The organism is Streptococcus cristatus (genome assembly GCF_019685515.1).
Lineage (GTDB): Bacteria > Bacillota > Bacilli > Lactobacillales > Streptococcaceae > Streptococcus.
The window spans coordinates 431,873-457,178 of the sequence record NZ_JABFFN010000001.1; the positions used below are offsets into that span (position 1 = coordinate 431,873).

General features: G+C 43.9%; 23 protein-coding genes and 2 pseudogenes. 23 read left to right on the top strand and 2 right to left on the bottom strand.

From position 1 onward, the window contains the following. Nucleotides 1–253 precede the first annotated feature (253 nt). A pseudogene (locus tag FOA33_RS02065) lies at nucleotides 254–1,207 on the bottom strand (aromatic acid exporter family protein). A 49-nt stretch (nucleotides 1,208–1,256) separates the two neighbouring features. Then, nucleotides 1,257–2,467, bottom strand: a pseudogene (gene sstT, locus FOA33_RS02070) (serine/threonine transporter SstT). 149 nt (nucleotides 2,468–2,616) lie between these two features. Between sstT and FOA33_RS02075 the strand changes: the two are divergent. The 23 genes from FOA33_RS02075 to FOA33_RS02185 all read left to right on the top strand — a co-directional run bounded on the left by FOA33_RS02075 (nucleotide 2,617) and on the right by FOA33_RS02185 (nucleotide 25,247). Continuing rightward, complete coding sequence (locus FOA33_RS02075; RefSeq protein WP_001150572.1) at nucleotides 2,617–3,177, top strand: mechanosensitive ion channel family protein; 561 nt, start codon at nucleotides 2,617–2,619, stop codon at nucleotides 3,175–3,177. A gap of 57 nt (nucleotides 3,178–3,234) precedes the next feature. Then, complete coding sequence (locus FOA33_RS02080; RefSeq protein WP_221160477.1) at nucleotides 3,235–4,143, top strand: magnesium transporter CorA family protein; 909 nt, start codon at nucleotides 3,235–3,237, stop codon at nucleotides 4,141–4,143. A gap of 17 nt (nucleotides 4,144–4,160) precedes the next feature. Then, a complete protein-coding gene (locus FOA33_RS02085; RefSeq protein WP_006153778.1) occupies nucleotides 4,161–4,688 on the top strand; it encodes a YqeG family HAD IIIA-type phosphatase in 528 nt (175 codons plus the stop codon). 2 nt (nucleotides 4,689–4,690) lie between these two features. Continuing rightward, nucleotides 4,691–5,797 (top strand): ribosome biogenesis GTPase YqeH, encoded by a 1,107-nt coding sequence (yqeH, locus tag FOA33_RS02090; protein ID WP_070800094.1) that lies wholly within the window; start codon nucleotides 4,691–4,693, stop codon nucleotides 5,795–5,797. Nucleotides 5,798–6,011: 214 nt separating this feature from the next. Then, the gene (gene yhbY, locus FOA33_RS02095; protein ID WP_000060169.1) at nucleotides 6,012–6,323 is read left to right on the top strand and encodes a ribosome assembly RNA-binding protein YhbY; all 312 of its coding nucleotides are present in this window, start codon (nucleotides 6,012–6,014) and stop codon (nucleotides 6,321–6,323) included. A gap of 52 nt (nucleotides 6,324–6,375) precedes the next feature. Next, nucleotides 6,376–7,005, top strand: a complete 630-nt coding sequence (locus FOA33_RS02100; protein WP_000963714.1) for a nicotinate-nucleotide adenylyltransferase — start codon at nucleotides 6,376–6,378, stop codon at nucleotides 7,003–7,005. After that, the gene (gene yqeK / locus FOA33_RS02105) at nucleotides 7,005–7,598 is read left to right on the top strand and encodes a bis(5'-nucleosyl)-tetraphosphatase (symmetrical) YqeK (protein WP_221160478.1); all 594 of its coding nucleotides are present in this window, start codon (nucleotides 7,005–7,007) and stop codon (nucleotides 7,596–7,598) included. The genes FOA33_RS02100 and yqeK overlap by 1 nt, the downstream gene beginning before the upstream one ends. After that, the gene (gene rsfS, locus FOA33_RS02110) at nucleotides 7,599–7,952 is read left to right on the top strand and encodes a ribosome silencing factor (protein ID WP_001003007.1); all 354 of its coding nucleotides are present in this window, start codon (nucleotides 7,599–7,601) and stop codon (nucleotides 7,950–7,952) included. 322 nt (nucleotides 7,953–8,274) lie between these two features. Further along, nucleotides 8,275–9,015, top strand: coding sequence for a class I SAM-dependent DNA methyltransferase (locus FOA33_RS02115; protein WP_221160479.1), 741 nt, complete (start codon nucleotides 8,275–8,277; stop codon nucleotides 9,013–9,015). A 38-nt stretch (nucleotides 9,016–9,053) separates the two neighbouring features. Next, entirely contained in the window at nucleotides 9,054–9,995 is a 942-nt protein-coding gene (locus tag FOA33_RS02120; protein WP_221160480.1) for a hypothetical protein, read from the top strand. A 22-nt stretch (nucleotides 9,996–10,017) separates the two neighbouring features. Further along, entirely contained in the window at nucleotides 10,018–11,115 is a 1,098-nt protein-coding gene (locus FOA33_RS02125; RefSeq protein ID WP_221160481.1) for a nucleotidyltransferase, read from the top strand. Between the two features lie 203 nt (nucleotides 11,116–11,318). After that, nucleotides 11,319–12,932 carry a ribonuclease Y gene (locus FOA33_RS02130; RefSeq protein ID WP_221160482.1) on the top strand — a complete coding sequence of 538 codons (1,614 nt, stop codon included), beginning with the start codon at nucleotides 11,319–11,321 and terminating at the stop codon, nucleotides 12,930–12,932. Between the two features lie 134 nt (nucleotides 12,933–13,066). Further along, nucleotides 13,067–13,693 (top strand): guanylate kinase, encoded by a 627-nt coding sequence (gene gmk, locus FOA33_RS02135; protein ID WP_000775041.1) that lies wholly within the window; start codon nucleotides 13,067–13,069, stop codon nucleotides 13,691–13,693. 24 nt (nucleotides 13,694–13,717) lie between these two features. Continuing rightward, nucleotides 13,718–14,032 (top strand): DNA-directed RNA polymerase subunit omega, encoded by a 315-nt coding sequence (gene rpoZ / locus FOA33_RS02140; RefSeq protein WP_002875802.1) that lies wholly within the window; start codon nucleotides 13,718–13,720, stop codon nucleotides 14,030–14,032. Between the two features lie 65 nt (nucleotides 14,033–14,097). Continuing rightward, on the top strand, nucleotides 14,098–16,494 hold the full coding sequence (locus tag FOA33_RS02145; RefSeq protein ID WP_221160483.1) for a primosomal protein N': 2,397 nt from the start codon (nucleotides 14,098–14,100) through the stop codon (nucleotides 16,492–16,494). 12 nt (nucleotides 16,495–16,506) lie between these two features. Beyond that, nucleotides 16,507–17,442 (top strand): methionyl-tRNA formyltransferase, encoded by a 936-nt coding sequence (gene fmt, locus FOA33_RS02150; RefSeq protein WP_221160484.1) that lies wholly within the window; start codon nucleotides 16,507–16,509, stop codon nucleotides 17,440–17,442. After that, the gene (gene rsmB, locus FOA33_RS02155; RefSeq protein WP_221160485.1) at nucleotides 17,435–18,748 is read left to right on the top strand and encodes a 16S rRNA (cytosine(967)-C(5))-methyltransferase RsmB; all 1,314 of its coding nucleotides are present in this window, start codon (nucleotides 17,435–17,437) and stop codon (nucleotides 18,746–18,748) included. The genes fmt and rsmB overlap by 8 nt, the downstream gene beginning before the upstream one ends. A 15-nt stretch (nucleotides 18,749–18,763) precedes the next feature. Continuing rightward, nucleotides 18,764–19,504: a Stp1/IreP family PP2C-type Ser/Thr phosphatase gene (locus FOA33_RS02160; RefSeq protein ID WP_000401532.1), complete on the top strand. Its 741-nt coding sequence runs from the start codon at nucleotides 18,764–18,766 to the stop codon at nucleotides 19,502–19,504. Continuing rightward, nucleotides 19,501–21,381: a Stk1 family PASTA domain-containing Ser/Thr kinase gene (gene pknB, locus FOA33_RS02165; RefSeq protein ID WP_221160486.1), complete on the top strand. Its 1,881-nt coding sequence runs from the start codon at nucleotides 19,501–19,503 to the stop codon at nucleotides 21,379–21,381. Before FOA33_RS02160 ends, pknB begins: the two co-directional genes overlap by 4 nt. Before the next feature lie 85 nt (nucleotides 21,382–21,466). After that, nucleotides 21,467–22,225: a threonine/serine exporter family protein gene (locus FOA33_RS02170; protein ID WP_000344546.1), complete on the top strand. Its 759-nt coding sequence runs from the start codon at nucleotides 21,467–21,469 to the stop codon at nucleotides 22,223–22,225. Between the two features lies 1 nt (nucleotide 22,226). Continuing rightward, complete coding sequence (locus FOA33_RS02175) at nucleotides 22,227–22,682, top strand: threonine/serine exporter family protein (RefSeq protein WP_000176910.1); 456 nt, start codon at nucleotides 22,227–22,229, stop codon at nucleotides 22,680–22,682. A 118-nt stretch (nucleotides 22,683–22,800) separates the two neighbouring features. Beyond that, nucleotides 22,801–23,973, top strand: coding sequence for a hydroxymethylglutaryl-CoA synthase (locus FOA33_RS02180; RefSeq protein ID WP_221160487.1), 1,173 nt, complete (start codon nucleotides 22,801–22,803; stop codon nucleotides 23,971–23,973). Then, nucleotides 23,973–25,247, top strand: a complete 1,275-nt coding sequence (locus FOA33_RS02185; RefSeq protein ID WP_221160488.1) for a hydroxymethylglutaryl-CoA reductase, degradative — start codon at nucleotides 23,973–23,975, stop codon at nucleotides 25,245–25,247. The genes FOA33_RS02180 and FOA33_RS02185 overlap by 1 nt, the downstream gene beginning before the upstream one ends. Nucleotides 25,248–25,306: the final 59 nt, after the last annotated feature.

The window sequence follows — 25,306 nt, forward strand, 5'->3', positions numbered from 1 at the left end:
ATTTGTAAACCCCAGTGTCATAGTTCAGTAAATTTATTTGAATGTGTAACAATCTAAGTAACTAACGCCAAGTTTCTATGGAACTTGGCTAGGCGCTCCACTAGGCAAAAGATTTTTCTAATTACTCTCTAAATTCTGCATAGAATAAGGTAGGCTGGACTAATCTCTGCACAGTAAAGATAATTGGAATTAAAGAATAACAAAAACCTCAGAAGTGTTCACCTTTAGTGAATTCTCTGAGGTTCTTTGCGTTCTAGTTTCCATATTTTTGGTAAAAATCGACCTTAACCTGGATAAAAGTTTCGGCTTCGCGTAGTAGTTGCAGGAGGGTGGCACGGGTTTCAAACTCCTCACGTGTTTTAGGGAGGCTCCGATTGCGGAAGACTTGCAGATAGCGTTCGATGTCATCAAGTAGGTCATGAGCAGGATTGGTCTGACTTAGCTGGGCAGCAATCTTTGAAAAGAGCTGGGCCAAGATCAAACTCTCACTTGCGGCCAGGTGACAGGTATTGATCTGCTGGGCCATATTTCGCAGGATGCGACTTTGTCGCTGTCTCATCTCAAAGTAGTGGATGTGGTAGTCCGTCTGGTGAAAGAGATGGTCCGAGTGATCCAGGTAGACCAGTTTGAGAGCTTCATCGAGGAGCTTGTCTAATTGGTCAACGAGTTGGGCTTGATTGCGTCCGTCTCCTCTTGACAGATAGTATTTAAAACGAAGCAGGATGTCTTTTAACTTTTCTTCGACCTGAAGGTGGTAGCTTTGGATGGCTTTCTCACGAGAGGGCATATAAAGGTTGACCAATAGAGCAAAGCTTGTCCCGATGAGAAAGAGGAGCACTTCATTGAGCAAGAGAGCTGGAGAAGTAGACTCCTGTACCAAGAGATGACCGACCAAGACACTGCTAGGGGTGATGCCGATTTCCCAACCCATTTTATAAGCAAGAGGGACATAGAGAGCCAGATAGAGGCCCAAACTCTAGATGTGAAAGCCTGTCAGCTGAAAGGCTAGAACACCGATAGCGAGCGCTAGGAGCATGGAAAAGAGGCGGTTGCGTGCTAATTTCAGCGTGCTTCTGCGTGTGTCGGAGAGGCTTAAGAGAGCGATGATTCCAGCTGAAACTGCTGATGATAAATCTAAAAAATAAGCGAGTAAACAAGCGAGACAGGTCGCTAAGATCAGTTTGGTCGTACGTTGAGTGAGAGACATGAAAATTTCCTAAACTAATAGAGTCAAGTGTTTAACGAGGAATCAGAGACTAGGGGCGAAGTTTTCGGTTTGTAGCATACTCGGCAACCGCTGTAAAGAGGACATCTGTTGAAGAGTTCAGGGCTGTTTCGCAGGAGTCTTGCACGACTCCGATCACAAATCCGACTCCGACAACCTGCATAGCCAAGTCGTTGGAAATCCCAAAGAGGCTACAAGCGACAGGAATGAGGAGAAGGGATCCCCCAGCGATCCCAGAGGCCCCGCAGGCAGAAATAGCAGCCACGACACTGAGCACAAATGCTGTCCCAAAGTCTACCGAGATTCCGAGTGTATGACAGCAGCCAGGGTCAGGACATTTATGGTAACGGCAGCGCCAGCCATATTGATGGTCGATCCAAGCGGGATAGAGACAGAGTAGGTATCAGGATTCAGTCCCAAGTCTTGGCAGAGTTTCATATTGACAGGGATATTGGCAGCAGAGCTACGAGTGAAGAAGGCTGTAATACCACTGACACGTAGGCATTTCAAAACAAGGGGATAGGGATTTTTCCTCATAAAGAGAAAGGCGATGAGTGGGGTGACGATGAGAGCTACAAAGGCCATGGTAGCAATCAAAAGTCCTAGGAGGACACCGTAGTTTGCCAGACTGGCAATGCCCTTGTCAGAGATGGTCTTAAACACCAAACCTAAAATCCCAAAGGGAGCTAGATTGATAATCCATTCCACGATTTTAGAGGTGACATCCGCCATGGTTTTCAGCAATTCTTTACTATGTTTACTTGCCTCTCTCATAGCCAGACCAAAGACGACTGCCCAAGAGAGAATCCCGATATAGTTGGCTTCAACAATGGCATTCAAGGGATTGTCCACCAGTTTGAGCAAGAGGTTGCTGAGGACTTGACCGATACCGTCAGGAGCAGCAACTTCAGTATTTGCACTGGTCAGGGTGATTTGAACAGGCAGTAAGAAACTAGCTAGAACGGCCACCAATGCTGCAGCAAAGGTTCCGAGCAAGTATAGGAAAATAACCGTCTTCATATTGGTGTTTTGTCCCTTTTGGTGCTGGGAAAGGGCATTGGCAACAAGGGTAAAAACTAGAATAGGAGCGATAGCTTTCAGTCCACCTACAAAGAGATCTCCAAGCAGACCAATTCCTGTAAGGTTTGGAAAGAGCATCCCCAATGTCGATCCAAAAATCATTCCAATAAGGATTCGTTTGATGAGGCTTGCCTTGGTCCAGGCTCTAATGATTCGTTTCATAGCAGTCTCCTTCAAATGTATTGTTTATAATTATAGTATAAATATGCTGTAGAGGCAAGTGATATTTTGAAAACATGGTCTATAATTGAATAATTATGAAAGAAAAGAGAAGGACGATTTTATGGTATAATAGGAAAAAGGAGTTTTATATGCAAGATTTTTTTCAACGCTATTTTGATAAACTTGATTTAACAACCATGTTAGAGAATCTCTTGACCAAGGTGATTTCTCTTTTGATTTTGTTTTTGCTATTTTATATAGCAAAAAAGATGCTTCATGCAACTGTACGAAAGATTGTCAAGCCCTCGCTTAAATTTTCCAATCGAGATGCGGGAAGACAAAAAACCATTTCTCGTTTGCTAGAGAATGTCTTTAACTACATTCTTTATTTCTTCTTGCTCTATTGCATCCTGTCTATTTTAGGACTTCCAGTTTCTAGCCTCCTTGCTGGTGCGGGGATTGCTGGGGTGGCCATTGGTATGGGGGCGCAAGGCTTTCTATCCGATGTCATTAATGGCTTCTTCATCCTTTTTGAACGCCAGCTTGATGTGGGTGATGAAGTGGTTCTCACAAATGGACCGATTACCGTTTCTGGAAAGGTCGTTAGCGTAGGGATTCGTACAACGCAACTGCGAGGTGACGATCAAGCCCTTCACTTTGTTCCCAATCGTAATATCACCGTCGTCAGCAATCTATCTCGTACTGAATAGGCCGGCTATTTTAGCAGATTTGTGGTACAATAGAAGGAGTTTGGTAAAGGAGAGAGTATGCTATTTGTAGAGAAAAAATTAGGTCACGATTGTACGTGGATAGACCTTGATGTGGACAAAATTAAAAACATGGAAGACCTTTCGGATGTCTATGGATTGGACAAGGAAACTATCGAGTATGCTCTGGATAGAAATGAGCGTGCCCACATGGACTATCACCGTGAAACGGGAACGGTAACCTTCATTTATAATGTTCTTGACTTAGAAAAAGACAAAGAATATTATGAAGCGATTCCGATGACCTTTATCGTTGAAAAACAACGATTGATCACAATTAGCAATCACAAGAATAGTTATGTGATTAAACGCATGACAACCTACCTTGAAAGCCATGAAGTTGTTTCCATCTACAAATTTCTTTTTGCCAGTTTAGAGATTATAAGCAATGCTTACTATCCAGTGATTGAAGAGATGGATAAAGGTAAGGATGAAATCAGTGCACTTCTTCGTCAAAAAACAACTAAAAAAAATCTCTTTGCCCTCTCTGACTTGGAAACTGGTATGGTTTACCTAACAGCAGCTGCTAAACAAAATCGTCTCCTCTTGGAACACATCCAAGGGCATGCTCTTTATCGCAATTTTAATGAGGTAGAAAGAGAGCAGTTTGACGATGCCATGATTGAAGCGCATCAGTTGGTTTCGATGACAGACTTGATTTCTCAAGTTTTGCAACAACTCTCAGCCTCTTACAACAACATCCTAAATAATAATCTAAATGATAATTTGACAACTTTGACAATTATCTCAGTATTGCTAGCTATCCTTGCGGTTATTACAGGATTCTTCGGAATGAATGTTCCCTTACCGTTTGCAGATGAACCAAATGCTTGGATTTATATTTTGATAGCTAGTCTCATTTTATGGGTAGTCTTAGCCCAATGTTTAAAGAATATTGCTAGAAATTAAAAAGAAAAGGAGCCAGAATGGCGATTGAAAATTACATGCCAGATTTTGCTGTGGAAGCAGTCTATGATCTGACAGTCCCAAGCCTGCAAGCGCAGGGAATCAAGGCTGTTTTGGTTGATTTGGACAATACCCTCATTGCTTGGAACAACCCTGATGGGACACCAGAGATGAAGCAATGGCTACATGACCTTAGAGACGCGGGTATCCGCATCATCGTGGTCTCAAATAACACCAAAAAACGGGTTCAACGCGCAGTTGAGAAGTTTGGGATTGATTACGTTTATTGGGCCTTGAAGCCCTTCACATTTGGGATTGACCGTGCCATGAAGGAATTCCACTACGAGAAAAATGAAGTGGTCATGGTCGGCGACCAGCTCATGACGGATATACGAGCAGCCCATCGTGCAGGTATTCGCTCAATTTTGGTCAAACCCTTGGTCCAACACGACTCCATCAAAACGCAGATTAACCGGGCTCGTGAGCGCCGTGTCATGAAACAAATTACTGAAAAGTACGGACCAATCACATATAAAAAAGGAATCTAACTATGGAAGAAATTCTCTGTATTGGTTGTGGAGCAACCATTCAGACGACAGACAAGGCTGGTCTTGGATTTACTCCCCAGTCGGCACTCGAAAAAGGTTTGGAGACAGGCGAAGTCTATTGCCAACGCTGTTTCCGTCTCCGTCATTACAATGAAATCACAGATGTTCAGTTGACGGACGATGATTTCCTCAAACTCTTGCACGAGGTTGGAGACAGTGATGCCTTGGTGGTCAATGTCATTGATATCTTTGACTTTAATGGCTCTGTCATCCCAGGCTTGCCACGCTTTGTATCGGGTAATGATGTCCTCTTGGTTGGAAATAAAAAAGATATCCTGCCCAAGTCTGTTAAACCGGGCAAGATTAGCCAGTGGCTCATGGAACGTGCCCACGAGGAAGGACTTCGTCCAGTAGATGTCGTTCTGACATCAGCCCAAAACAAGCATGCCATTAAGGAAGTCATTGACAAAATCGAGCACTATCGAAAGGGCCGTGATGTCTATGTAGTCGGTGTGACCAACGTAGGAAAATCAACCCTCATCAATGCCATTATCCAAGAAATAACGGGTGATCAGAATGTCATCACGACTTCACGCTTTCCTGGGACAACCTTGGACAAGATTGAGATCCCACTTGATGACGGATCTTATATCTACGATACACCGGGGATTATCCACCGTCACCAGATGGCCCACTACTTGACGGCTAAAAACCTCAAGTATGTCAGTCCTAAAAAGGAAATCAAGCCCAAAACCTATCAGCTCAATCCTGAACAAACCCTGTTTCTAGGTGGTCTCGGACGCTTTGACTTTATTGCAGGAGAAAAGCAAGGTTTTACAGCCTTCTTTGACAATGAACTAAAACTCCACCGTACCAAGCTCGAAGGAGCGAGTGCCTTTTACGACAAGCACCTCGGAACCCTTTTAACGCCACCAAATAGCAAGGAAAAAGAAGACTTTCCAAAACTAGTCCAGCATGTATTTACTATCAAGGACAAAACAGACCTAGTCATCTCAGGACTCGGCTGGATTCGTGTAACAGGAAGCGCAAAAGTCGCTGTCTGGGCACCAGAAGGCGTCGCAGTTGTCACACGAAAAGCAATTATTTAAACACAGAAAGGAAAGGGTTGTCTTTATTAAGGCGAGCATTGCGAGCCCCATGGATAATACTTTTCGCCGTGGTGTCAGTTAGTACAAGTGATTGTACCAATTGCGGAAAATTTGAGACCTTAGGCTCAAATTTTAGTCATGAAAGTCCGAAGGACTTTGCTGACGTCCGTCACCACTTTAGAAAAGTATAAAAAGAAACTCTTTTAAAGAAATTATGTCATTAACATCGAAACAACGTGCCTTCCTCAACAGCCAGGCACATACCCTCAAACCCATCATCCAAATCGGGAAAAATGGACTCAACGACCAAATCAAAACCAGCGTTCGCCAAGCTCTTGACGCCCGTGAATTGATTAAAGTTACGCTCTTGCAAAACACAGATGAAAATATCCACGAAGTAGCTGAAATCTTGGAAGAAGAAATCGGTGTGGATACTGTCCAAAAAATCGGACGCATCTTGATCTTGTTTAAACAATCCAGCAAGAAAGAAAATCGCAAGATTTCTAAGAAAGTTAAAGAAATCTAAAATTGAAACTCCAAGAAACTGTTTTTACAGAGAATTAAAGGAAGACGAGCCTATGGCAATCGAATTATTGACTCCCTTTACCAAGGTAGAGTTGGAGCCAGAAATCAAGGAGAAAAAACGCAAACAAGTCGGGATTTTAGGCGGAAATTTTAACCCTGTTCACAATGCCCATCTTGTTGTGGCGGACCAAGTACGACAACAGTTGGGACTAGATCAGGTCCTGCTTATGCCCGAATACCAACCACCTCATGTAGATAAAAAAGAAACCATCCCTGAACACCACCGTCTCAAGATGCTTGAGTTGGCGATAGAGGGGATTGAAGGCTTAGCCATTGAAACAATCGAGCTAGAGCGAAAGGGCATTTCCTACACCTACGACACCATGAAGATTTTGACCGAGCAACATCCAGACACGGATTATTACTTCATTATCGGGGCTGATATGGTGGACTATCTGCCTAAGTGGTACCGAATTGATGAACTGGTTGACATGGTTCAGTTTGTGGGAGTCCAGCGCCCACGCTACAAGGCAGGAACTTCCTATCCAGTTATCTGGGTAGATGTGCCCCTCATGGACATCTCGTCAAGCATGGTGCGTGATTTCCTTGCCCAAGGTCGGAAACCCAACTTTCTCCTACCTCAGCCAGTGCTAGACTACATCGAGAAGGAGGGGCTCTACTGATGGCCTATCAAAACTATATCAACTGCTCCCGTGAGGCTTTGTTGGAAAAAATGGCAGAGCTTCTGCCTGAAAAACGGTTAACCCATTGTTTGGGGGTGGAGCGTGCAGCCATAGAACTAGCCAAGCGATTTGGAGTCGATGCTGAGAAAGCTGGTCTAGCAGGTCTTCTCCATGACTATGCTAAAAAGTTGTCAGATCAGGAATTTCTAGACTTGATTGACCGTTACCAATTAAACCCTGACCTCAAAAACTGGGGCAATAATGTCTGGCATGGGATGGTTGGAATTTACAAGATTCAGGAGGACTTGGATTTGCAAGACTCTGAAATCCTGCGAGCTATTGAAATCCATACAGTCGGGGCTGGTCAGATGACGGACTTAGACAAGGTCATCTATGTAGCAGACTACATCGAGCACAATCGTGCCTTCCCTGGAGTGGACCAGGCGCGTGAGATTGCAAGTTCATCGCTCAATAAGGCAGTGGCCTATGAGACAGCTCGCACTGTGGAGCATCTAGCTCATAAGGGATTTCCTATCTATCCCCAAACCCTTGAAACCTATAACGCCTATGTGCACTATTTGAAAGAGGACTAAATGAACGAAAAAGAATTACTAGAACTAGTCGTGAAAGCGGCGGATGAGAAACGTGCGGAGGATATCCTTGCACTTGATGTACAAGATTTGACCAGTGTGACAGACTACTTTGTTATCACTAGCTCGATGAATAGCCGTCAGTTGGACGCAATCGCTGATAACATTCGTGAAAAAGTAGCCGAAGCTGGTTTTAAAGGCAGTCACGTCGAAGGTGATGCAGCGGGAGGCTGGGTTTTGCTAGACCTCGGTGGTGTCGTTGTGCATATCTTCTCAGAAGAAATGCGTGCCCACTATAACTTAGAAAAACTATGGCATGAGGCGGAGTCTGTAGATATTTCTGAAGCCTTGGCCTAGTAGATGAACTCAGTTGCAGTCAACTGGGTTTATTTGCTTAGTTTAGAAAAAAATGGATAGAAAGGTGAGGGCGTCGTGTTTTGTTCATCTCGAAACTGAACACGAGCTAAAAGATGCGAGAAAAAGAGTAACTTCCTTTGTATCTGACGATACAGCAGAAAGTTTCCTATTTTCTCCTTGCTTTTAACGCTCTTTGTATCTTAGAAAGGATTTGAACCCGTCCTGTAATTCTCGGAAAATAGATAGCCTCCCTTGGAGCTCGGCTCCATCGTCAAGCTCCTAATTTTCATTCCGATTACGGGCGGACTTGGTATCATGTTTTATGACAACTTATGAAACCTTTGCGGCTGTTTATGATGCAGTCATGGATGATAGTTTATACGACAAATGGACGGATTTTTCGCTGCGACATTTGCCTAAGACTAAGGAGAGAAAGAAACTCTTGGAATTGGCTTGTGGGACAGGCATCCAGTCCGTTCGCTTTTCTCAGGCTGGTTTTGAGGTGACTGGACTGGACTTGAGCGCGGATATGTTGAAGATTGCGGAGAAGAGAGCGACTTCAGCCAAACAAAAGATTGATTTTATTGAAGGCAATATGTTGGATTTATCCAAGGTGGGTAAATATGACTTTGTCACTTGTTATTCTGACTCTATCTGTTACATGCAGGATGAGGTGGAAGTAGGGGATGTCTTTAAGGAAGTGTATAATACCCTCAACGAAGATGGTGTATTCATCTTTGATGTGCATTCAACCTACCAGACTGATGAGGTTTTTCCAGGCTATTCTTACCATGAAAATGCAGAAGACTTCGCCATGCTCTGGGATATCTATGAGGACGCAGCACCTCACTCTATCGTGCATGAGTTGACTTTCTTTATCAAGGAGGCTGATGGTTCCTTTAGTCGCCACGATGAAGTGCATGAGGAGCGGACTTATGAGGTCCTGACCTATGATGTTTTACTGGAACAAGCTGGCTTCAAGTCTTTCAAACTCTATGCGGACTTTGAGGACAAGGAGCCGACAGAGACCAGTACCCGTTGGTTTTTTGTCGCGCAGAAGTAGGATGGCTGAATGATTTGGCAAAATAAATTGAGGTAATAATGTTAGAATTCTTTTTGATTGTGGTTGTGGTCATATTAGAGTGTATTATGCTTAAGAGCTTTTTTTCAATGAATTTGAAAGAATATCAAGGATTTAGTACGAGATTTTTTTCTTCTTCTAGTGGTGGTAAAATAAGTACGAACAGCATAATCTTTTGGATATTTATTTCGCCATTTTTTTCTATCCTAGGCTATGTTTGTTCTTTGTTTTTGAATTCTGCTTTTAAAACATGTCATGTTTCATATAACTATTTATGGACGATAAGTTTAGTTTTTTGGATAGTTATCTATCTGATAATTTTGATATTAGGTCGTCGAAAATTAGTGAATCACTTATTTATTTTAATAATAGCGATAGCTTCAATTGTTTTAAATTGGTATATTGCTCGAATAGCTTTTACAGGAAATGTAAATGATATTTCGCCTGATTCCAGTAATACGGCATTTCAATTCTATTTAGCTATAGGGTTATCTTTAATTTCGATTGTTCAGGTGATATATGAAAGTGAAAATTACAATTTGAAACGTACGCGTTTTATTAGAGAGAAGATTCAGAAGTATCTACGAGAATACAAAGTAATATATTCTTTGAAAGGAAATATAGAGTTACTTTATTTGTCACTTGCAATTTTGGTACTAGAAGATTTTGAACGGCCTAAATTTATCAGAATTATAGAAAATATTTTGAGAACAAAAACAAGAAATATTGCTCAAAATGATTCCATTGATGATATTGATAGCGTTAGTATTCTTGTGAAACAACTTCAAGATTTGGCTGTTAGTTCAAAAGAAAAGGATAAAATAAAAAAATTGAGGTTTATTATTAAAGAGATAAATTGTTCAGATCAATATGTTACTAATGTTATGGAATTGTTTAATACAATTTCTCGATTAGATAGAGATTTTAAAATAGTTGAATCTAATAAATATAATGAGAAGTAAAGTCTAGTAGTAGGAGATTACCATGACCATCACAGGTATTATCGCGGAGTTCAATCCTTTTCATAATGGGCACAAATATCTGCTTGAGCAGGCGGAGGGACTGAAAATCGTTGCCATGTCTGGGAATTTCATGCAGCGTGGAGAACCTGCTATCGTGGACAAGTGGACACGGGCTCAGATGGCGCTTGAAAATGGAGTGGATCTGGTAGTGGAATTGCCCTTTTTAGTCAGTGTTCAGGCGGCAGATTTCTTTGGCCAAGGAGCTGTGGATATCTTGGCTCGCTTGGGTATTGATAGGCTAGCTTTCGGGACAGAGGAAGTTCTGGATTATCAAAAGATATCTGACTTATACACAGAGCAAGGTACTGAGATGGAGAAATTTGTGGAAAATCTGCCTGATTCACTATCTTATCCCCAGAAAACCCAAGCTATGTGGAAGGAATTTGCAGGTCTTGATTTTTCTGACCATACCCCCAATCATGTTCTGGCTTTGGCCTATGCCAAGGCGGTTGCGGGACGTAGAATCAAACTCCATCCGATTCAGCGTCAGGGGGCTGGTTATCATTCTGTGGATAAGGATGTGGACTTTGCCTCGGCAACAGCCCTCCGTCAGCATCAATCAGACAAAGATTTCTTAGAACGCTTTATGCCTTCTGCTGTCCTCTTTGAGCAGGCCAGTAAGGTGAGTTGGGATGACTATTTTTCCTTGCTCCGCTATCAAATCTTATCAAATCCAGACCTGACGACCATCTATCAGGTCAATCAAGAAATGGCTGTGCGCATCAAGGAAGCTATTAAAACAGCCCAGTCTGTGGATGAATTGGTCGAGGCAGTTGCCACCAAGCGTTATACCAAGGCGCGTGTCAGACGCCTCTTGACCTATATTTTGGTGCAGGCCAGAGAAAGCGACTTGCCAGAAGCCATCCATATCCTTGGCTTTACTGAAAAAGGCAGACAACATCTCAAGTCACTGAAAGAGCAGGTCCATCTAGTCAGCCGAATTGGCAAAGAACCTTGGGATACCATGACACAAAAGGCAGACCAGATTTACCAACTAGGACACCCAAGTATAGCAGAGCAGAATTTCGGAAGAGCGCCGATTAGAATAGAAACAAACTAAGTCTACTGAAAGGTGGACTTTTTTGCTTCGTTTTTCGTGGAAATTTAAATTTTTAAAGATTCTTAATTTTGCTTGAATATCCAAGGGATTTCTTCCAAAATTCACACAAAACTCTTCAATTTGGGTTTGTGAAAATCGGTTTTTTATGATAGAATATTAAGGAATGTATGTCATTCGATAAACAAATTTAATGAGGTAAAAACATGGAAATCATGACACTTGCGATTGCTGTTTTTGCCGTCATCATTGGTTTAGTCATTGGATATGTCAGCATCTCAGCTAAGATGAAATCATCTCAAGAGGCTGCAGAGTTGATGCTTCTAAATGCTGAACAAGAAGCAACTAATTTACGAGGACAAGCTGAGCGCGAAGCGGATTTATTGCTAAATGAAGCCAAGAGCGAAAGCAAGTCTCTTAAAAAAGAAGCACTATTGGAGGCCAAAGAGGAAGCCAGAAAATACCGTGAAGAAGTGGACGCTGAATTTAAGTCAGAACGTCAGGAGCTCAAGCAAATTGAAAGTCGTTTGACGGAGAGAGCTACGAGCCTTGACCGTAAAGACGACAATTTGACGAACAAAGAAAAAACACTTGAACAAAAAGAACAAAGTATTTCTGATAGAGCAAAAAACCTTGATGCACGTGAAGAGCAATTAGAGGAAGTCGAAAGACAAAAAGAAGCTGAACTTGAACGTATCGGTTCTCTTTCCCAAGCTGAGGCTCGAGATATTATCTTGGCTCAGACAGAGGAAAATTTGACCAAGGAAATTGCTAGTCGCATTCGTGAGGCTGAGCAAGAAGTGAAGGAACGTTCAGACAAGATTGCGAAAGATATCTTGGTTCAGGCTATGCAGCGTATCGCTGGTGACTATGTAGCAGAGTCAACAAACTCTACAGTTCATCTACCAGATGATACCATGAAGGGACGCATTATCGGACGCGAAGGTCGAAATATTCGTACCTTTGAAAGTTTGACAGGGGTCGATGTGATTATCGACGATACACCGGAAGTGGTGACCTTGTCAGGATTTGATCCAATTCGTCGTGAAATTGCTCGTATGACCATGGAAATGTTGCTCAAGGATGGCCGTATCCACCCAGCTCGTATCGAGGAGTTGGTGGAGAAAAACCGTCAAGAGATTGACAATAAAATCCGTGAATATGGTGAGGCTGCTGCCTATGAGATTGGTGCGCCAAACCTCCATCCAGACTTGATGAAGATCATGGGACGTTTGCAGTTCCGTACTTCTTATGGACAAAATGTCTTGCGTCATTCGATTGAGGTTGCTAAGTTATCTGGTATCATTGCGAGTGAACTTGGTGAAAATGCAGCTCTTGCCCGTCGTGCGGGATTCCTTCATGACATAGGGAAAGCCATTGACCGCGAGGTTGAAGGTAGCCACGTTGAGATTGGTACAGAGTTGGCTCGTAAGTACAAGGAACACCCAGTTGTGGTGAATACTATTGCTAGCCACCACGGGGATGTCGAAGCTGAAAGCGTCATTGCGGTGATCGTTGCTGCAGCAGATGCCTTGAGTGCAGCGCGTCCAGGTGCTCGTAGTGAATCTCTTGAAAACTATATCAAGCGTCTCCACGATTTGGAAGAAATCGCCAATGGCTTTGAAGGAGTGCAAAATAGCTTCGCCCTTCAAGCAGGACGTGAAATTCGCATCATGGTAAATCCAGGACAAATCAAAGACGACAAAGTCACAATCTTGGCTCACAAAGTTCGTGAGAAAATTGAAAACAATCTCGATTACCCAGGAAATATCAAGGTAACCGTGATTCGCGAACTTCGTGCAGTAGATTATGCTAAATAAATAAAAAAGAGCAGTTGAAAAATTACTGCTTTTTTGTTACACTAGATAGAAAGACTGTGGGAGGATAACTGACGCAATTATCAGTATCCGAGAGAGATTTCACTTTATTTCACAGACTAACTAAAGGAGACATAATGGCAGACCGAGGCTTGCTAATCGTTTTTTCTGGTCCTTCAGGAGTTGGGAAAGGAACGGTTAGAAGAGAGATTTTTGAGAGTTCTGAGAATCAATTTCAATACTCTGTATCGATGACGACGCGTGCGCAACGTCCTGGTGAAGTGGACGGAGTGGACTATTTCTTCCGTACTCGTGAAGAGTTTGAAGAGCTGATCCGTCAAGGTCAGATGTTGGAATATGCAGAATATGTCGGTAACTACTATGGAACTCCTCTGACTTATGTCAATGAAACTCTGGATAAGGGAATCGATGTCTTTCTTGAGATTGAAGTCCAAGGAGCCCTTCAGGTTAAGAAAAAGGTTCCAGATGCTGTCTTTATCTTCCTGACACCACCAGATTTGGATGAATTACAAGATCGTTTGGTAGGTCGTGGAACAGATAGCGCTGAAGTGATTGCCCAACGAATCGAAAAAGCCAAGGAAGAAATTGCTCTCATGCGTGAGTATGATTATGCCATTGTCAACGATCAGGTGCCCCTCGCTGCTGAACGTGTCAAACGTGTGATCGAAGCAGAGCACTTCCGTGTGGACCGTGTCATTGGTCACTACCAGGAGATGTTGCCGAAATCTCCAACTACTCGATAAACTATAGGAAATAGGTACAAGCAAATGATGTTAAAACCCTCTATTGATACCTTGCTCGACAAGGTGCCATCAAAATATTCACTCGTAATCTTGGAAGCAAAACGTGCCCACGAACTAGAAGCAGGCGCGCCAGCAACTCAAGAGTTTAAGTCTGAAAAATCAACTCTTCGTGCTTTAGAAGAAATCGAGTCTGGAAATGTAACCATTCACCCAGATCCAGAAGGAAAACGTGAAGCGGTTCGTCTCCGTATCGAAGAAGAAAAACGCCGCAGAGAAGAAGAAGAAAAGAAAATCAAAGAGCAAATTGCTAAAGAAAAAGAAGATGGTGAAAAAATTTAAGGTTGGGGGGACTCAATCTTATTTTTTCTATTGCAAGAATTTGCTGACAAGAAGGAGGTGAGAAGATGGCTATTGCAAAGATTATCGTGGATGTTCCCCTGATGCAGACGGACCAGCCATACAGTTACAAGATCCCAGAGGAATTTGTAGAGATGCTAGAAGTCGGTATGCGGGTTCATGTGCCTTTTGGCAAAGGCAATCGTTTGATACAAGGGATTGTTCTTGGCTTGGAGTCCCAGTCGGATGAAGAGATGGAAGGTCAGGACTTGAAAGAGATTGCAGAGGTGCTAGACTTTTCTCCCGTCTTGACTCAGGAGCAACTCTGGCTGGCAGAGGAGTTACGCAAATCTGTCTTTTCTTACAAAATCTCCATCCTAAAAGCTATGTTGCCGGGATTTTTAAACTCCAGTTATGATAAGATTCTCTATCCTCTGGAAGGTCTGAGTCAGGAGGACCGAGAGCGCTTGTTTGGTTCAGAAGATTCGCTAGCCTTTTCTTCTCTAGATTTGGCCAAGCAGGCAGAAATGATGCGATTGACCAGGAAAGGTCTGCTCCGCTTAGAATACCAGGCAGTCGATCAAAAGAAGGTCAAGACTCAGTCTTGGTATGTGGTTAATGCTAATCGACTAGAGCAGATTGAGATTTCTGCGCGTGCCAAGAAAAAGTTAGAATTGAGAGACTATCTGCTGTCTCATCCTGAAAGTGCTCCTCTGGCTAGCTTGTTAGAATTCTACTCGCGCGAGCAAGCCAACTTCTTTGTGGAGCAAGGAGCTGTGTCCATAGTCCAAAAGGAAGTGCAACGCTCAGCTGCTTATTTTGAAGGCATTGAAGCTAGTACACCTTTGGAATTGAATCCTGAACAAAGACAGGCGCGTGATACGGTTGTCAGTGCTATTGGCAGTCAACAGCCTCCATTCCTCCTTCAAGGGATTACAGGAAGTGGGAAAACTGAGGTTTACTTGCAGATTATCCAAGGAGCCTTGGACAAGGGTAAGACGGCTATTTTACTGGTACCTGAGATTTCTCTGACGCCACAAATGACGGAGCGCTTCATTGCTCGTTTCGGCGAGAAAGTAGCTATCCTCCACTCAGGCCTGTCCAATGGTGAAAAGTACGACGAATGGCGCAAGGTCGAGCGTGGAGAAGCTCAAGTTGTGGTTGGTGCTAGATCAGCTATCTTTGCTCCTCTGAAAAATCTGGGTGTCATGATTATCGATGAAGAACATGAATCTAGTTACAAGCAAGATAGCAATCCGCGTTACCATGCCAGAGAGGTAGCCATCTTACGGGCCCAGTACAATCAAGCAGCCCTGGTCCTTGGTTCGGCGACACCGAGCTTAGAGAGCCGTGCGCGGGCTGGAAAAGGTGTCTATCAACACTTACGTCTGACCCAACGGGCCAATCCTTTAGCCACCATTCCTGAGGTTCAAGTAATTGACTTTCGTGACCATATCGGACAGAATGAGACATCGAACTTTACGCCCCCTTTGCTAGAAGCGATCCAAGACCGTCTGGATAAAAAAGAGCAGGTGGTCCTCATGCTCAACCGTCGGGGTTATTCTAGCTTTGTTATGTGTCGGGAGTGTGGGACGGTAGATAGCTGTCCCAACTGTGATATTTCTCTCACTCTCCACATGGATACCAAGACCATGAACTGCCATTACTGTGGTTTTTCTAAGGGGATTCCTCATGTTTGTCCCAACTGTCAGAGCCGAAGTATTCGTTACTACGGGACAGGGACTCAGAAAGCATACGATGAGTTAGCAGCACTCTTTCCTCAGGCCCGCATTCTGCGGATGGATGTGGATACGACCCGTAAGAAAGGCAGTCACCAAGCTCTTCTTGACCAGTTTGGTCAAGGCGAAGCGGATATCTTGCTGGGAACTCAGATGATTGCCAAGGGCTTGGATTTTCCAAATGTGACCCTAGTCGGAGTGCTCAATGCGGATACGGCCTTGAATCTGCCTGATTTTCGTTCTTCCGAGAGAACCTTCCAACTCTTAACTCAGGTGGCTGGTCGTGCAGGTCGAGCGGAAAAAGCTGGGCAGGTCTTGATTCAGTCATACAATCCTGAGCACTATGCCATTCGTTTTGCAAAAGATCAGGATTACGAAGGTTTTTATGCCTATGAAATGAGTATTAGGCGCCAACTCGGCTATCCGCCTTATTATTTCACTATTGGGATTACCCTCTCTCACAAGAAAGAAGAAGAGGTTGTCAAACGTGCCTATGAAGTCATGGGAATTTTGCGCTCAGGTTTATCGGAAACTAGTAAAATCCTTGGACCGACACCAAAACCCATTGCCCGTACCCACAACCTTTATCATTACCAGATTTTGATTAAATACCGTTTAGAAGATGAGCTAGGACCAACCCTTAATCGAGTTTTGGCCTTGACTCAAGAACGGGAAAATAGCGAGCTTCGTCTCAGCATTGACCACGAACCGCAACAATTTTTATAAGAAGGAGAAGAAATGACAAAACTAATCTTTATGGGGACACCTGATTTTTCAGCGACAGTTTTGAAGGGATTGTTATCGGACGACCGTTACGAGATTCTAGCTGTTGTGACCCAGCCAGACCGCGCTGTCGGCCGTAAAAAAGTGATCCAAGAAACCCCAGTCAAGCAGGCCGCCAAAGAAGCAGGTCTTCCTATTTACCAGCCTGAAAAATTATCTGGAAGTCCAGAGATGGAAGCCATTATGAATTTAGGAGCAGATGGAATTATCACTGCTGCTTTTGGACAGTTTCTCCCAAGTAAACTCCTTGATAGCATGGATTTTGCGGTCAACGTTCACGCTTCCCTTCTTCCCAAACACCGTGGTGGCGCACCCATTCATTATGCCTTGATTCAAGGGGATGAGGAAGCTGGTGTGACCATTATGGAAATGGTTAAGGAGATGGATGCAGGGGATATGATTTCCTGTCGCAGTATTCCCATCACAGATGAGGACAATGTCGGCACCTTGTTTGAAAAATTAGCGATTGTTGGTCGTGACTTGCTTTTGGACACCCTTCCTGGCTATATTGCTGGGGAGATCAAACCTATGCCTCAAGACCCAAGTCAAGTCACTTTCTCGCCAAATATCAAGCCAGAGGAAGAAAAACTCGATTGGACTAAAACCAATCGCCAACTCTTCAACCAAATCCGAGGGATGAATCCTTGGCCTGTTGCCCACACTTTCCTTAAGGGCGACCGCTTTAAGATCTATGAAGCTCTACCAGTAGAAGGTCAGGGTTCTCCGGGTGAAATCCTCTCAATTGGCAAGAAAGAATTAATCGTTGCAGCGGCTGAAGGAGCTCTATCTCTCAAGCAAGTGCAGCCAGCAGGTAAGCCTAAGATGGACATTGCTTCCTTCCTCAACGGAGTTGGACGGACTTTGGCAGTAGGAGAGCGATTTGGTGACTAAAGTAGAAACGGCTAGAAGTCTAGCTCTAACAGTGCTAGAGAATGTTTTTGTCAACCAAGCATACTCCAATATTGCCTTAAACAAATACCTCAAGGGCAGTCAACTCTCGGCAGCAGACAAGGGGTTGGTGACCGAGCTGGTCTATGGAACGGTAGCCCGAAAACTAACTCTGGAATGGTATCTGTCCCACTTTATCCAAGACCGAGACAAGCTAGATAACTGGCTCTATATCCTACTCCTTCTGAGCGCCTACCAACTTCGGTATCTGGATAAGATTCCTAATCACGCTGTAGTCAATGAAGCAGTAGAACTCGCCAAAGCCCGTAAAAAAGGCAGTGAAAAATTGGTCAACGCCGTCCTGCGTCGTGTTTTGCGAGAGGGCTGGCCAGATGTTGACAGCATCAAACGCAAAAACAAGCGTGATTCCATTGCCTATTCTCTCCCGGTTTGGCTAGTATCTAAGCTCAAGGAAGAGTACGGTGAAGAGCGAGCACAAGCCATCTTTAAAAGTCTCTTGGTGCGCAACAAAGCCAGCATTCGTGTGACTGACTTAAGCCGAAAAGAGGAGATCAAAGCTTTGTTAGAGGTGACCGTTTCCCCTTTGGCGGCCACTGGTCTGGTCAAGGAGCAAGGCCACTTTGCAGGACATGATTTGTTCGCAGAAGGGGCTATAACCATCCAAGACGAGTCCAGTCAATTGGTTGCTCCCACTCTTCATCTACAAGGTGATGAACAGGTCCTAGATGCCTGTGCCGCTCCGGGTGGGAAAACAGCCCATATGGCTTCTTATCTCACGACAGGTCAGGTTACTGCTCTGGACTTGTATGATCATAAGTTGGACTTAATCCAAGAAAATGCGGAGCGTTTAGGTGTGGCAGATCGAGTTCAAACGCAAAAATTGGATGCCAGAAAAGTGCATGAGTTTTTCGGTCGGGACTCTTTTGATAAGATTTTGGTAGATGCTCCCTGTTCTGGTATTGGGCTCTTACGTCGCAAACCAGACATCAAATACAATAAAGAAACAGCAGATTTCACGTCCCTACAGGAAATTCAGCTGGAAATATTAGGTAGTGTTTGTCAAACGCTACGAAAAGGTGGTATAATAACGTATAGTACCTGTACTATTGTCTCTGAGGAGAACTTTCAAGTCGTTGAGGCATTTTTAGAAAGTCATCCCGAGTTTGAGCAGGTTAAACTAGAACACGAATGTAAAGATATCCTGAAAGATGGCTGCATCCTGATTACTCCAGAATTGTATGGAAGTGATGGATTCTTTATCAGCCAATTTCGCAAGATATCAGAATAGGAAGGAACTGACACAATGGAAATAGCATTATTAACAGATGTTGGTCAGAAACGGACAAATAATCAGGACTATGTCAATCACTTTGTCAACCGTGCAGGACGCACCATGATCATCTTGGCTGACGGGATGGGAGGACACCGTGCAGGAAATATCGCTAGTGAGATGGCGGTAACAGACCTCGGTGTAGATTGGGTGGATACCCAAATTGACTCAGTCAATGAAGTTCGTGAGTGGTTTGCCCACTACCTGGAGATTGAAAATCAAAAAATTCATCAACTAGGTCAGGACGAAGCGTACAGAGGCATGGGAACAACGCTAGAAGCTGTTGCGTTTATTGATAACCAAGCCATCTATGCTCACATTGGAGATTCTCGTATCGGTTTGATTCGTGGAGAAGAATACCACCAGTTGACGAGTGACCATTCCTTGGTCAATGAATTGCTCAAGGCTGGTCAATTGACTCCAGAAGAAGCAGAAACTCACCCTCAAAAGAATATCATCACACAGTCTATCGGACAAAAAGATGAAATCCAGCCTGATTTTGGGATGATTACACTGGAGTCAGGAGATTATCTCTTGCTCAATAGTGACGGTTTGACCAATATGATTTCGGCAAGCGAGATTTATGATATCGTAACCAGCGATATTTCCCTAGCAGACAAGGCGGCCACCCTCATTCGTTTTGCTAACAATGCAGGAGGTTTAGACAACATTACGGTTGCCCTTGTTTACATGAACGAGGAGGCGGCAGAATGATCCAAATCGGCAAGATTTTTGCCGGGCGGTATCGGATTGTCAAGCAGATTGGTCGAGGAGGCATGGCAGATGTTTACTTGGCCAAGGATTTGATCCTAGATGGGGAAGAGGTGGCAGTTAAGGTCCTGAGGACCAATTACCAGACGGACCCGATTGCAGTGGCACGTTTCCAGCGGGAAGCGAGGGCTATGGCGGATCTGGACCATCCTCATATCGTTCGGATAACAGATATCGGTGAGGAAGATGGCCAACAGTACCTAGCTATGGAATACGTAGCAGGACTTGACCTCAAGCGTTATATCAAAGAACACTATCCTCTTTCAAATGAAGAAGCGGTTCGGATTATGGGACAGATTCTTTTGGCTATGCGTTTAGCCCATGCTAGAGGAATTGTTCACCGAGATTTGAAACCTCAAAATATCCTCTTGACGCCAGATGGAACTGCTAAAGTCACTGACTTTGGGATTGCAGTGGCCTTTGCGGAGACCAGTCTGACCCAGACCAACTCGATGCTGGGTTCGGTTCATTATTTGTCACCTGAGCAAGCGCGTGGTTCAAAAGCGACCTTCCAGAGTGATATCTATGCAATGGGAATTATCTTCTATGAAATGCTGACGGGTCATATCCCTTATGATGGGGATAGCGCGGTTACGATTGCCCTCCAGCATTTCCAGAAGCCACTTCCGTCCGTCATAGCTGAAAACCCATCTGTCCCTCAGGCTTTAGAAAATGTTGTCATCAAGGCAACCGCTAAGAAACTGTCAGATCGTTATCAGTCTGTTTCGGAAATGTATGTGGACTTGTCAACTAGCTTGTCTTATAATCGTCGGAATGAACCGAAACTGGTCTTTGACGATGCGAGTAAGGCGGATACGAAGACTTTACCTAAAGTTCCACAAAGTACACTGACATCGATTCCAAAAGCTCCGGCGCAGGAAGAACGTCCTCAGTCAAAGAAATTAACCCCAGAGCAAGCACCTACGCAAAAGCCAACTAAAAAACGGAAGTTTAAGGCTCGCTATATGATTCTTTTAGCTAGTCTTCTATTGGTTGCAGCCTCTTTAATCTGGATTTTGTCCAGAACACCAGCAACGATTGCTATTCCTAATGTAGCTGGACAAACCGTTGCAGAGGCTAAGGAAGCTCTTAAAAAATCTAAGTTTGAAGCCGGTGAAGAGAAGTCAGAGGCTAGTGATACCGTAGCAGAAGGACGTGTTATTCGAACGGATCCAGAAGCTGGTAGTGGCCGAAAAGAAGGAACCAAGGTTAATTTGATCGTTTCTTCTGGTAAGCAATCCTTCCAATTGAGCAATTATGTTGGACGCAAGTATACGGATGCCGTAGCTGAACTCAAGGAGAAGAAGGTTCCTGAGAATCTAATCAAGATGGAAGAGGAAGAATCCAGTGAAAGCGAACCTGGAACCATTCTCAGACAAAGTCCTGCGGCAGGTACGACTTATGATCTTTCAAAAGCCAGCACAATTACTTTAACGGTTGCTAAGAAAGTAACAAGCGTTTCTATGCCAAGTTATATTGGTTCAAGTCTCGAATTTACAAAGAATAATTTGACTCAGATTGTCGGTGTAAAAGAGGCCAATATTGAGGTTGTCGAGGTTTCGGCTGCTCCTGAAGGGACAGCAGAAGGTACAGTTGTAGATCAAACACCAAAAGCGGGTGAAAAGGTTGACCTTGCTAGCACGCGTATCAAACTTTCCATCTACAAACCGAAAACACCACCGTCAACTTCATCTTCTAGTTCTGCACAACGTGGGAACCAAGGTTCTTCTACAACTCCAAATCAGGGGAACCAACAAGGAAACACTCCTTCAACTAGTCAATCAAATAGTGAAGGAACCCGTGAAAGTTCTCGAGATTAAACGAATCTTTGTCATGATTTCATGACAAAGATTTTTTTTCATTGATTTTTGTGATAAAATATAGGAAGCAGAAAAGGAGGAGAAAATGGACGAATCAAGAGAGTTGAATGCCGTTATTGATGTCATTATGTTAGCTGGAACCATTCTCTTAAAAAGCGGTTCGGAGATTTATCGGGTTGAGGACACCATGATCCGTATCGCTCATTCACAGGGAATAGTGGATTGCAACGTTCTTGCCATGCCAGCAGCTATTTTCTTTTCTATTGAGAATACCAATATTTCTCGTATGAAACGAGTCACTTCTTCTTCCTACAACATCGAAAAAGTCTGCGATGTCAACCAAGTATCACGGGAGCTTGTCGGAGGCCAGATTGATCTCTCTACAGCCTTTGAAAGGCTAAAGGAAATCAGAAATCAAGCTCTTCCTTATACCAAGTTCCAAGTGACTATTGCAGCAACTCTCAGTGCCCCTTTTTTCTCGATTATGTTCGGGGGGAATACTTATGATGCTTTTGGTGCAGCCATTGCGACCTTACTTGGTTTTGCTTTTTCTCTCTATGTAGAGAAGTTTGTCCGCATTCCTTTTGTAACCGCCTTTGCGGGTGCCTTTGTTTTTGGATTGATTGCCCAGTTCTGGGCCCGCTATACAGGATTTCCTTCGACGGCAGACTTGATCATAGCGGGAGCCGTCATGCCCTTTGTTCCGGGCATTGCCCTGACAAATGCAGTTCGGGATATCATGACCAACCATATCAACTCTGGTATGAGCAAGATGTTTGAATCCCTGCTCATTACCCTCGCTTTAGGGGCCGGTACCTCCGTCGCCCTAGTTTTGATGACATAAGATGACTCTAACAAGTATTTTACTCCAAGCAGTAGCGAGTTTACTCGCCATTATCACCTTTCTAATCGTACTAAATGTTCAACGCTCTATGCTCCTACCTGGTGGTGTTCTGGGAATGGGTGTCTGGCTCCTCTACCTTGTACTTAAAGAACCAACCAATGTTATTGTTGCGACCTTTATTGCAGCAGTGGTTGGTTCTTGCATCAGCCAGATTCTAAGTATTGTCTATAAGACGCCAGCAGTGGTCTTTGTCTTGGCCATTCTTGCCCCCTTAGTGCCCGGTTATCTATCCTATCGAACGACAGCTTTCTTTGTGACAGGCGATTACAGTCATGCCCTTACCAGTGCAACGCTAGTAGTTATGTTGGCTCTGGTCATTTCTATCGGGATGGCAAGTGGAACAGTGATTCTAAAGCTTTATTACTATATCCGAAAACAGCGAGGCATATCCTCCTAATGCTGTCAAAGCAAAGACTTGATTTGTTGAATCAAGTCTTTTTTCTCTCATTTGTTTCTATTTGTGATAAAATAGAATAGAACGATTTTTTACAATGAATGAAAAAACAGAGGTAAATATGACAATCGGTATTGATAAGATTGGTTTTGCGACCAGTCAATATGTCTTGAAATTACAAGACCTAGCAGAAGCAAGAGGAGTTGATCCGGATAAATATAGTAAGGGTCTCTTGTTAAACGAAATTAGCATTGCACCATTGACTGAGGATGTTGTCACCTTAGCTGCAAGTGCAAGCAACTCTATCCTCACAGATAAAGAAAAAGAAGAAATCGATATGGTCATCGTGGCGACCGAGTCAGGAATTGACCAGAGTAAGGCAGCAGCGGTCTTTGTTCACGGTCTATTAGGTATCCAGCCGTTCGCTCGCAGTTTTGAAATCAAAGAAGCTTGTTACGGAGCAACAGCCGCCCTCCATTATGCCAAGTTGCATGTGGAAAATTCTCCAAAGTCCAAGGTCTTGGTCATCGCCAGCGATATTGCCAAGTATGGTGTAGCGACTCCAGGTGAACCAACTCAGGGAGCTGGGAGTGTGGCGATGTTGATTACGCAAAATCCGCGTACCATGGCCTTTAACAATGATAATGTTGCCCAAACGCGTGATATTATGGATTTCTGGCGTCCGAACTATTCAACCACTCCTTATGTAAACGGCTTGTACTCAACTCAGCAATATCTTGACAGTCTTACGACGACTTGGGATGAATACAAGAAACGTTATGATTGGACTATGAATGATTTTGCGGCCATCTGCTTCCACTTACCTTACCCTAAGTTGGCCCTAAAAGGCTTGCGCAAGATGATGGATAAGACTTTGTCTCAGGAGAAAAAGGACAGTCTGCAAGAAAACTTTGATAAGTCCATTCTCTACAGTCAGATGATTGGGAATATCTACACAGCTTCCCTCTTCCTTGGGCTTCTCTCCCTTTTGGAAAATGCAGAAAATTTGAAGGCTGGAGATAAAATTGTCCTCTACAGTTACGGAAGTGGAGCGGTTTCAGAGTTCTTTAGTGGAGAACTGATTGAAGGTTATGAAGCTTACCTTGATAAGGATCGCTTGAGCAAACTCAAGCAACGTACAGCATTGTCTGTTGCGGACTATGAAAAAGTCTTCTTCGAAGAGGTAGAGTTGGATGAATCTGGTTCAGCCCAGTTTACAGGTTTTGAAAATCAAGACTATGCCTTGGTTGAAATTCTCGACCACCAACGTCGTTATAGCAAGGTTGAAAAATAATGAAGAGAAGTTGGAATGGATTTTCTAAAAAGTCATACCATGAGCGCCTTGAGTTACTGAAAGCTCAGGCGCTCCTTAGTCCTGAAAAGCAAACCAGTCTGGAGCAGGATGAACAAATCAGCTTGGCAATTGCAGATCAGCTGAGTGAGAATGTAGTGGGAACTTTTTCTCTGCCTTATTCGATCATTCCAGAGCTTTTGGTGAACGGTCAGGACTACACAGTTCCCTATGTGACAGAAGAGCCGTCAGTGGTTGCTGCGGCCAGCTATGCAAGTAAAATCATCAAGCGAGCAGGTGGCTTTACTGCTCAAGTACATGAGCGCCAGATGATTGGTCAGGTAGCCCTTTATCAAGTTGCTAATCCAGATCTAGCGCAAGAGAAGATTGCCAACAAGAAAGCGGAGCTCTTAGAACTTGCCAATCAAGCCTATCCGTCCATCGTTAAACGTGGTGGCGGGGCGCGTGATTTGCATGTAGAGCAGATCAAAGGTGAAACAGACTTTCTCGTTGTTTATCTCCATGTCGATACTCAGGAAGCCATGGGAGCCAATATGCTTAACACCATGCTGGAAGCCTTGAAACCAGTCTTAGAAGAACTCAGTCAGGGACAGAGTCTTATGGGAATTTTGTCCAACTACGCGACCGATTCTCTGGTGACTGCAAGCTGTCGTATCGCCTTTCGCTACTTGAGTCCCCAAAGGGATCAAGGACGAGAAATTGCGGAGAAAATAGCTTTGGCTAGCCAGTTTGCACAGGCTGATCCCTACCGAGCAGCTACTCACAATAAAGGGATTTTTAATGGTATTGATGCCATTTTGATTGCCACTGGTAATGACTGGCGTGCCATCGAAGCTGGGGCCCATGCCTTTGCCAGTCGAGATGGACGCTATCAAGGTCTTAGTCAATGGACACTGGACATGGAAAGAGAAGAATTGGTCGGTGAGATGACCCTACCCATGCCGGTAGCGACCAAGGGTGGCTCAATCGGTCTCAACCCGCGTGTAGCCCTCAGTCATGAACTACTGGGAAATCCTTCTGCCAAAGAATTAGCTCAGATTATCGTGTCTATCGGTCTCGCCCAAAACTTTGCGGCCCTCAAAGCCTTGGTAAGTACGGGCATCCAGCAAGGCCACATGAAATTGCAGGCCAAATCCTTAGCTCTCCTAGCAGGTGCTAGTGAGTCCGAAGTTGCTCCCCTCGTTGAGAGCCTCATCGCAGATAAAACCTTTAACTTAGAGACAGCCCAGCGTTATCTCGAAAACTTAAGATCATAAAAAACTCAGACAAATCAGTCTGAGTTTTCTTGTGCTTATAGTCAATGAAAATCAAAAAG

Excerpts from the sequence above, each read along its gene's own strand:
- FOA33_RS02075 (WP_001150572.1), top strand. The coding sequence starts at position 2,617 with ATGCAAGATTTTTTTCAACGCTATTTTGATAAACTTGATTTAACAACC.
- FOA33_RS02080 (WP_221160477.1), top strand. The coding sequence starts at position 3,235 with ATGCTATTTGTAGAGAAAAAATTAGGTCACGATTGTACGTGGATAGAC.
- FOA33_RS02085 (WP_006153778.1), top strand. The coding sequence starts at position 4,161 with ATGGCGATTGAAAATTACATGCCAGATTTTGCTGTGGAAGCAGTCTAT.
- yqeH (WP_070800094.1), top strand. The coding sequence starts at position 4,691 with ATGGAAGAAATTCTCTGTATTGGTTGTGGAGCAACCATTCAGACGACA.
- yhbY (WP_000060169.1), top strand. The coding sequence starts at position 6,012 with ATGTCATTAACATCGAAACAACGTGCCTTCCTCAACAGCCAGGCACAT.
- FOA33_RS02100 (WP_000963714.1), top strand. The coding sequence starts at position 6,376 with ATGGCAATCGAATTATTGACTCCCTTTACCAAGGTAGAGTTGGAGCCA.
- yqeK (WP_221160478.1), top strand. The coding sequence starts at position 7,005 with ATGGCCTATCAAAACTATATCAACTGCTCCCGTGAGGCTTTGTTGGAA.
- rsfS (WP_001003007.1), top strand. The coding sequence starts at position 7,599 with ATGAACGAAAAAGAATTACTAGAACTAGTCGTGAAAGCGGCGGATGAG.
- FOA33_RS02115 (WP_221160479.1), top strand. The coding sequence starts at position 8,275 with ATGACAACTTATGAAACCTTTGCGGCTGTTTATGATGCAGTCATGGAT.
- FOA33_RS02120 (WP_221160480.1), top strand. The coding sequence starts at position 9,054 with ATGTTAGAATTCTTTTTGATTGTGGTTGTGGTCATATTAGAGTGTATT.
- FOA33_RS02125 (WP_221160481.1), top strand. The coding sequence starts at position 10,018 with ATGACCATCACAGGTATTATCGCGGAGTTCAATCCTTTTCATAATGGG.
- FOA33_RS02130 (WP_221160482.1), top strand. The coding sequence starts at position 11,319 with ATGGAAATCATGACACTTGCGATTGCTGTTTTTGCCGTCATCATTGGT.
- gmk (WP_000775041.1), top strand. The coding sequence starts at position 13,067 with ATGGCAGACCGAGGCTTGCTAATCGTTTTTTCTGGTCCTTCAGGAGTT.
- rpoZ (WP_002875802.1), top strand. The coding sequence starts at position 13,718 with ATGATGTTAAAACCCTCTATTGATACCTTGCTCGACAAGGTGCCATCA.
- FOA33_RS02145 (WP_221160483.1), top strand. The coding sequence starts at position 14,098 with ATGGCTATTGCAAAGATTATCGTGGATGTTCCCCTGATGCAGACGGAC.
- fmt (WP_221160484.1), top strand. The coding sequence starts at position 16,507 with ATGACAAAACTAATCTTTATGGGGACACCTGATTTTTCAGCGACAGTT.
- FOA33_RS02160 (WP_000401532.1), top strand. The coding sequence starts at position 18,764 with ATGGAAATAGCATTATTAACAGATGTTGGTCAGAAACGGACAAATAAT.
- pknB (WP_221160486.1), top strand. The coding sequence starts at position 19,501 with ATGATCCAAATCGGCAAGATTTTTGCCGGGCGGTATCGGATTGTCAAG.
- FOA33_RS02170 (WP_000344546.1), top strand. The coding sequence starts at position 21,467 with ATGGACGAATCAAGAGAGTTGAATGCCGTTATTGATGTCATTATGTTA.
- FOA33_RS02175 (WP_000176910.1), top strand. The coding sequence starts at position 22,227 with ATGACTCTAACAAGTATTTTACTCCAAGCAGTAGCGAGTTTACTCGCC.
- FOA33_RS02180 (WP_221160487.1), top strand. The coding sequence starts at position 22,801 with ATGACAATCGGTATTGATAAGATTGGTTTTGCGACCAGTCAATATGTC.
- FOA33_RS02185 (WP_221160488.1), top strand. The coding sequence starts at position 23,973 with ATGAAGAGAAGTTGGAATGGATTTTCTAAAAAGTCATACCATGAGCGC.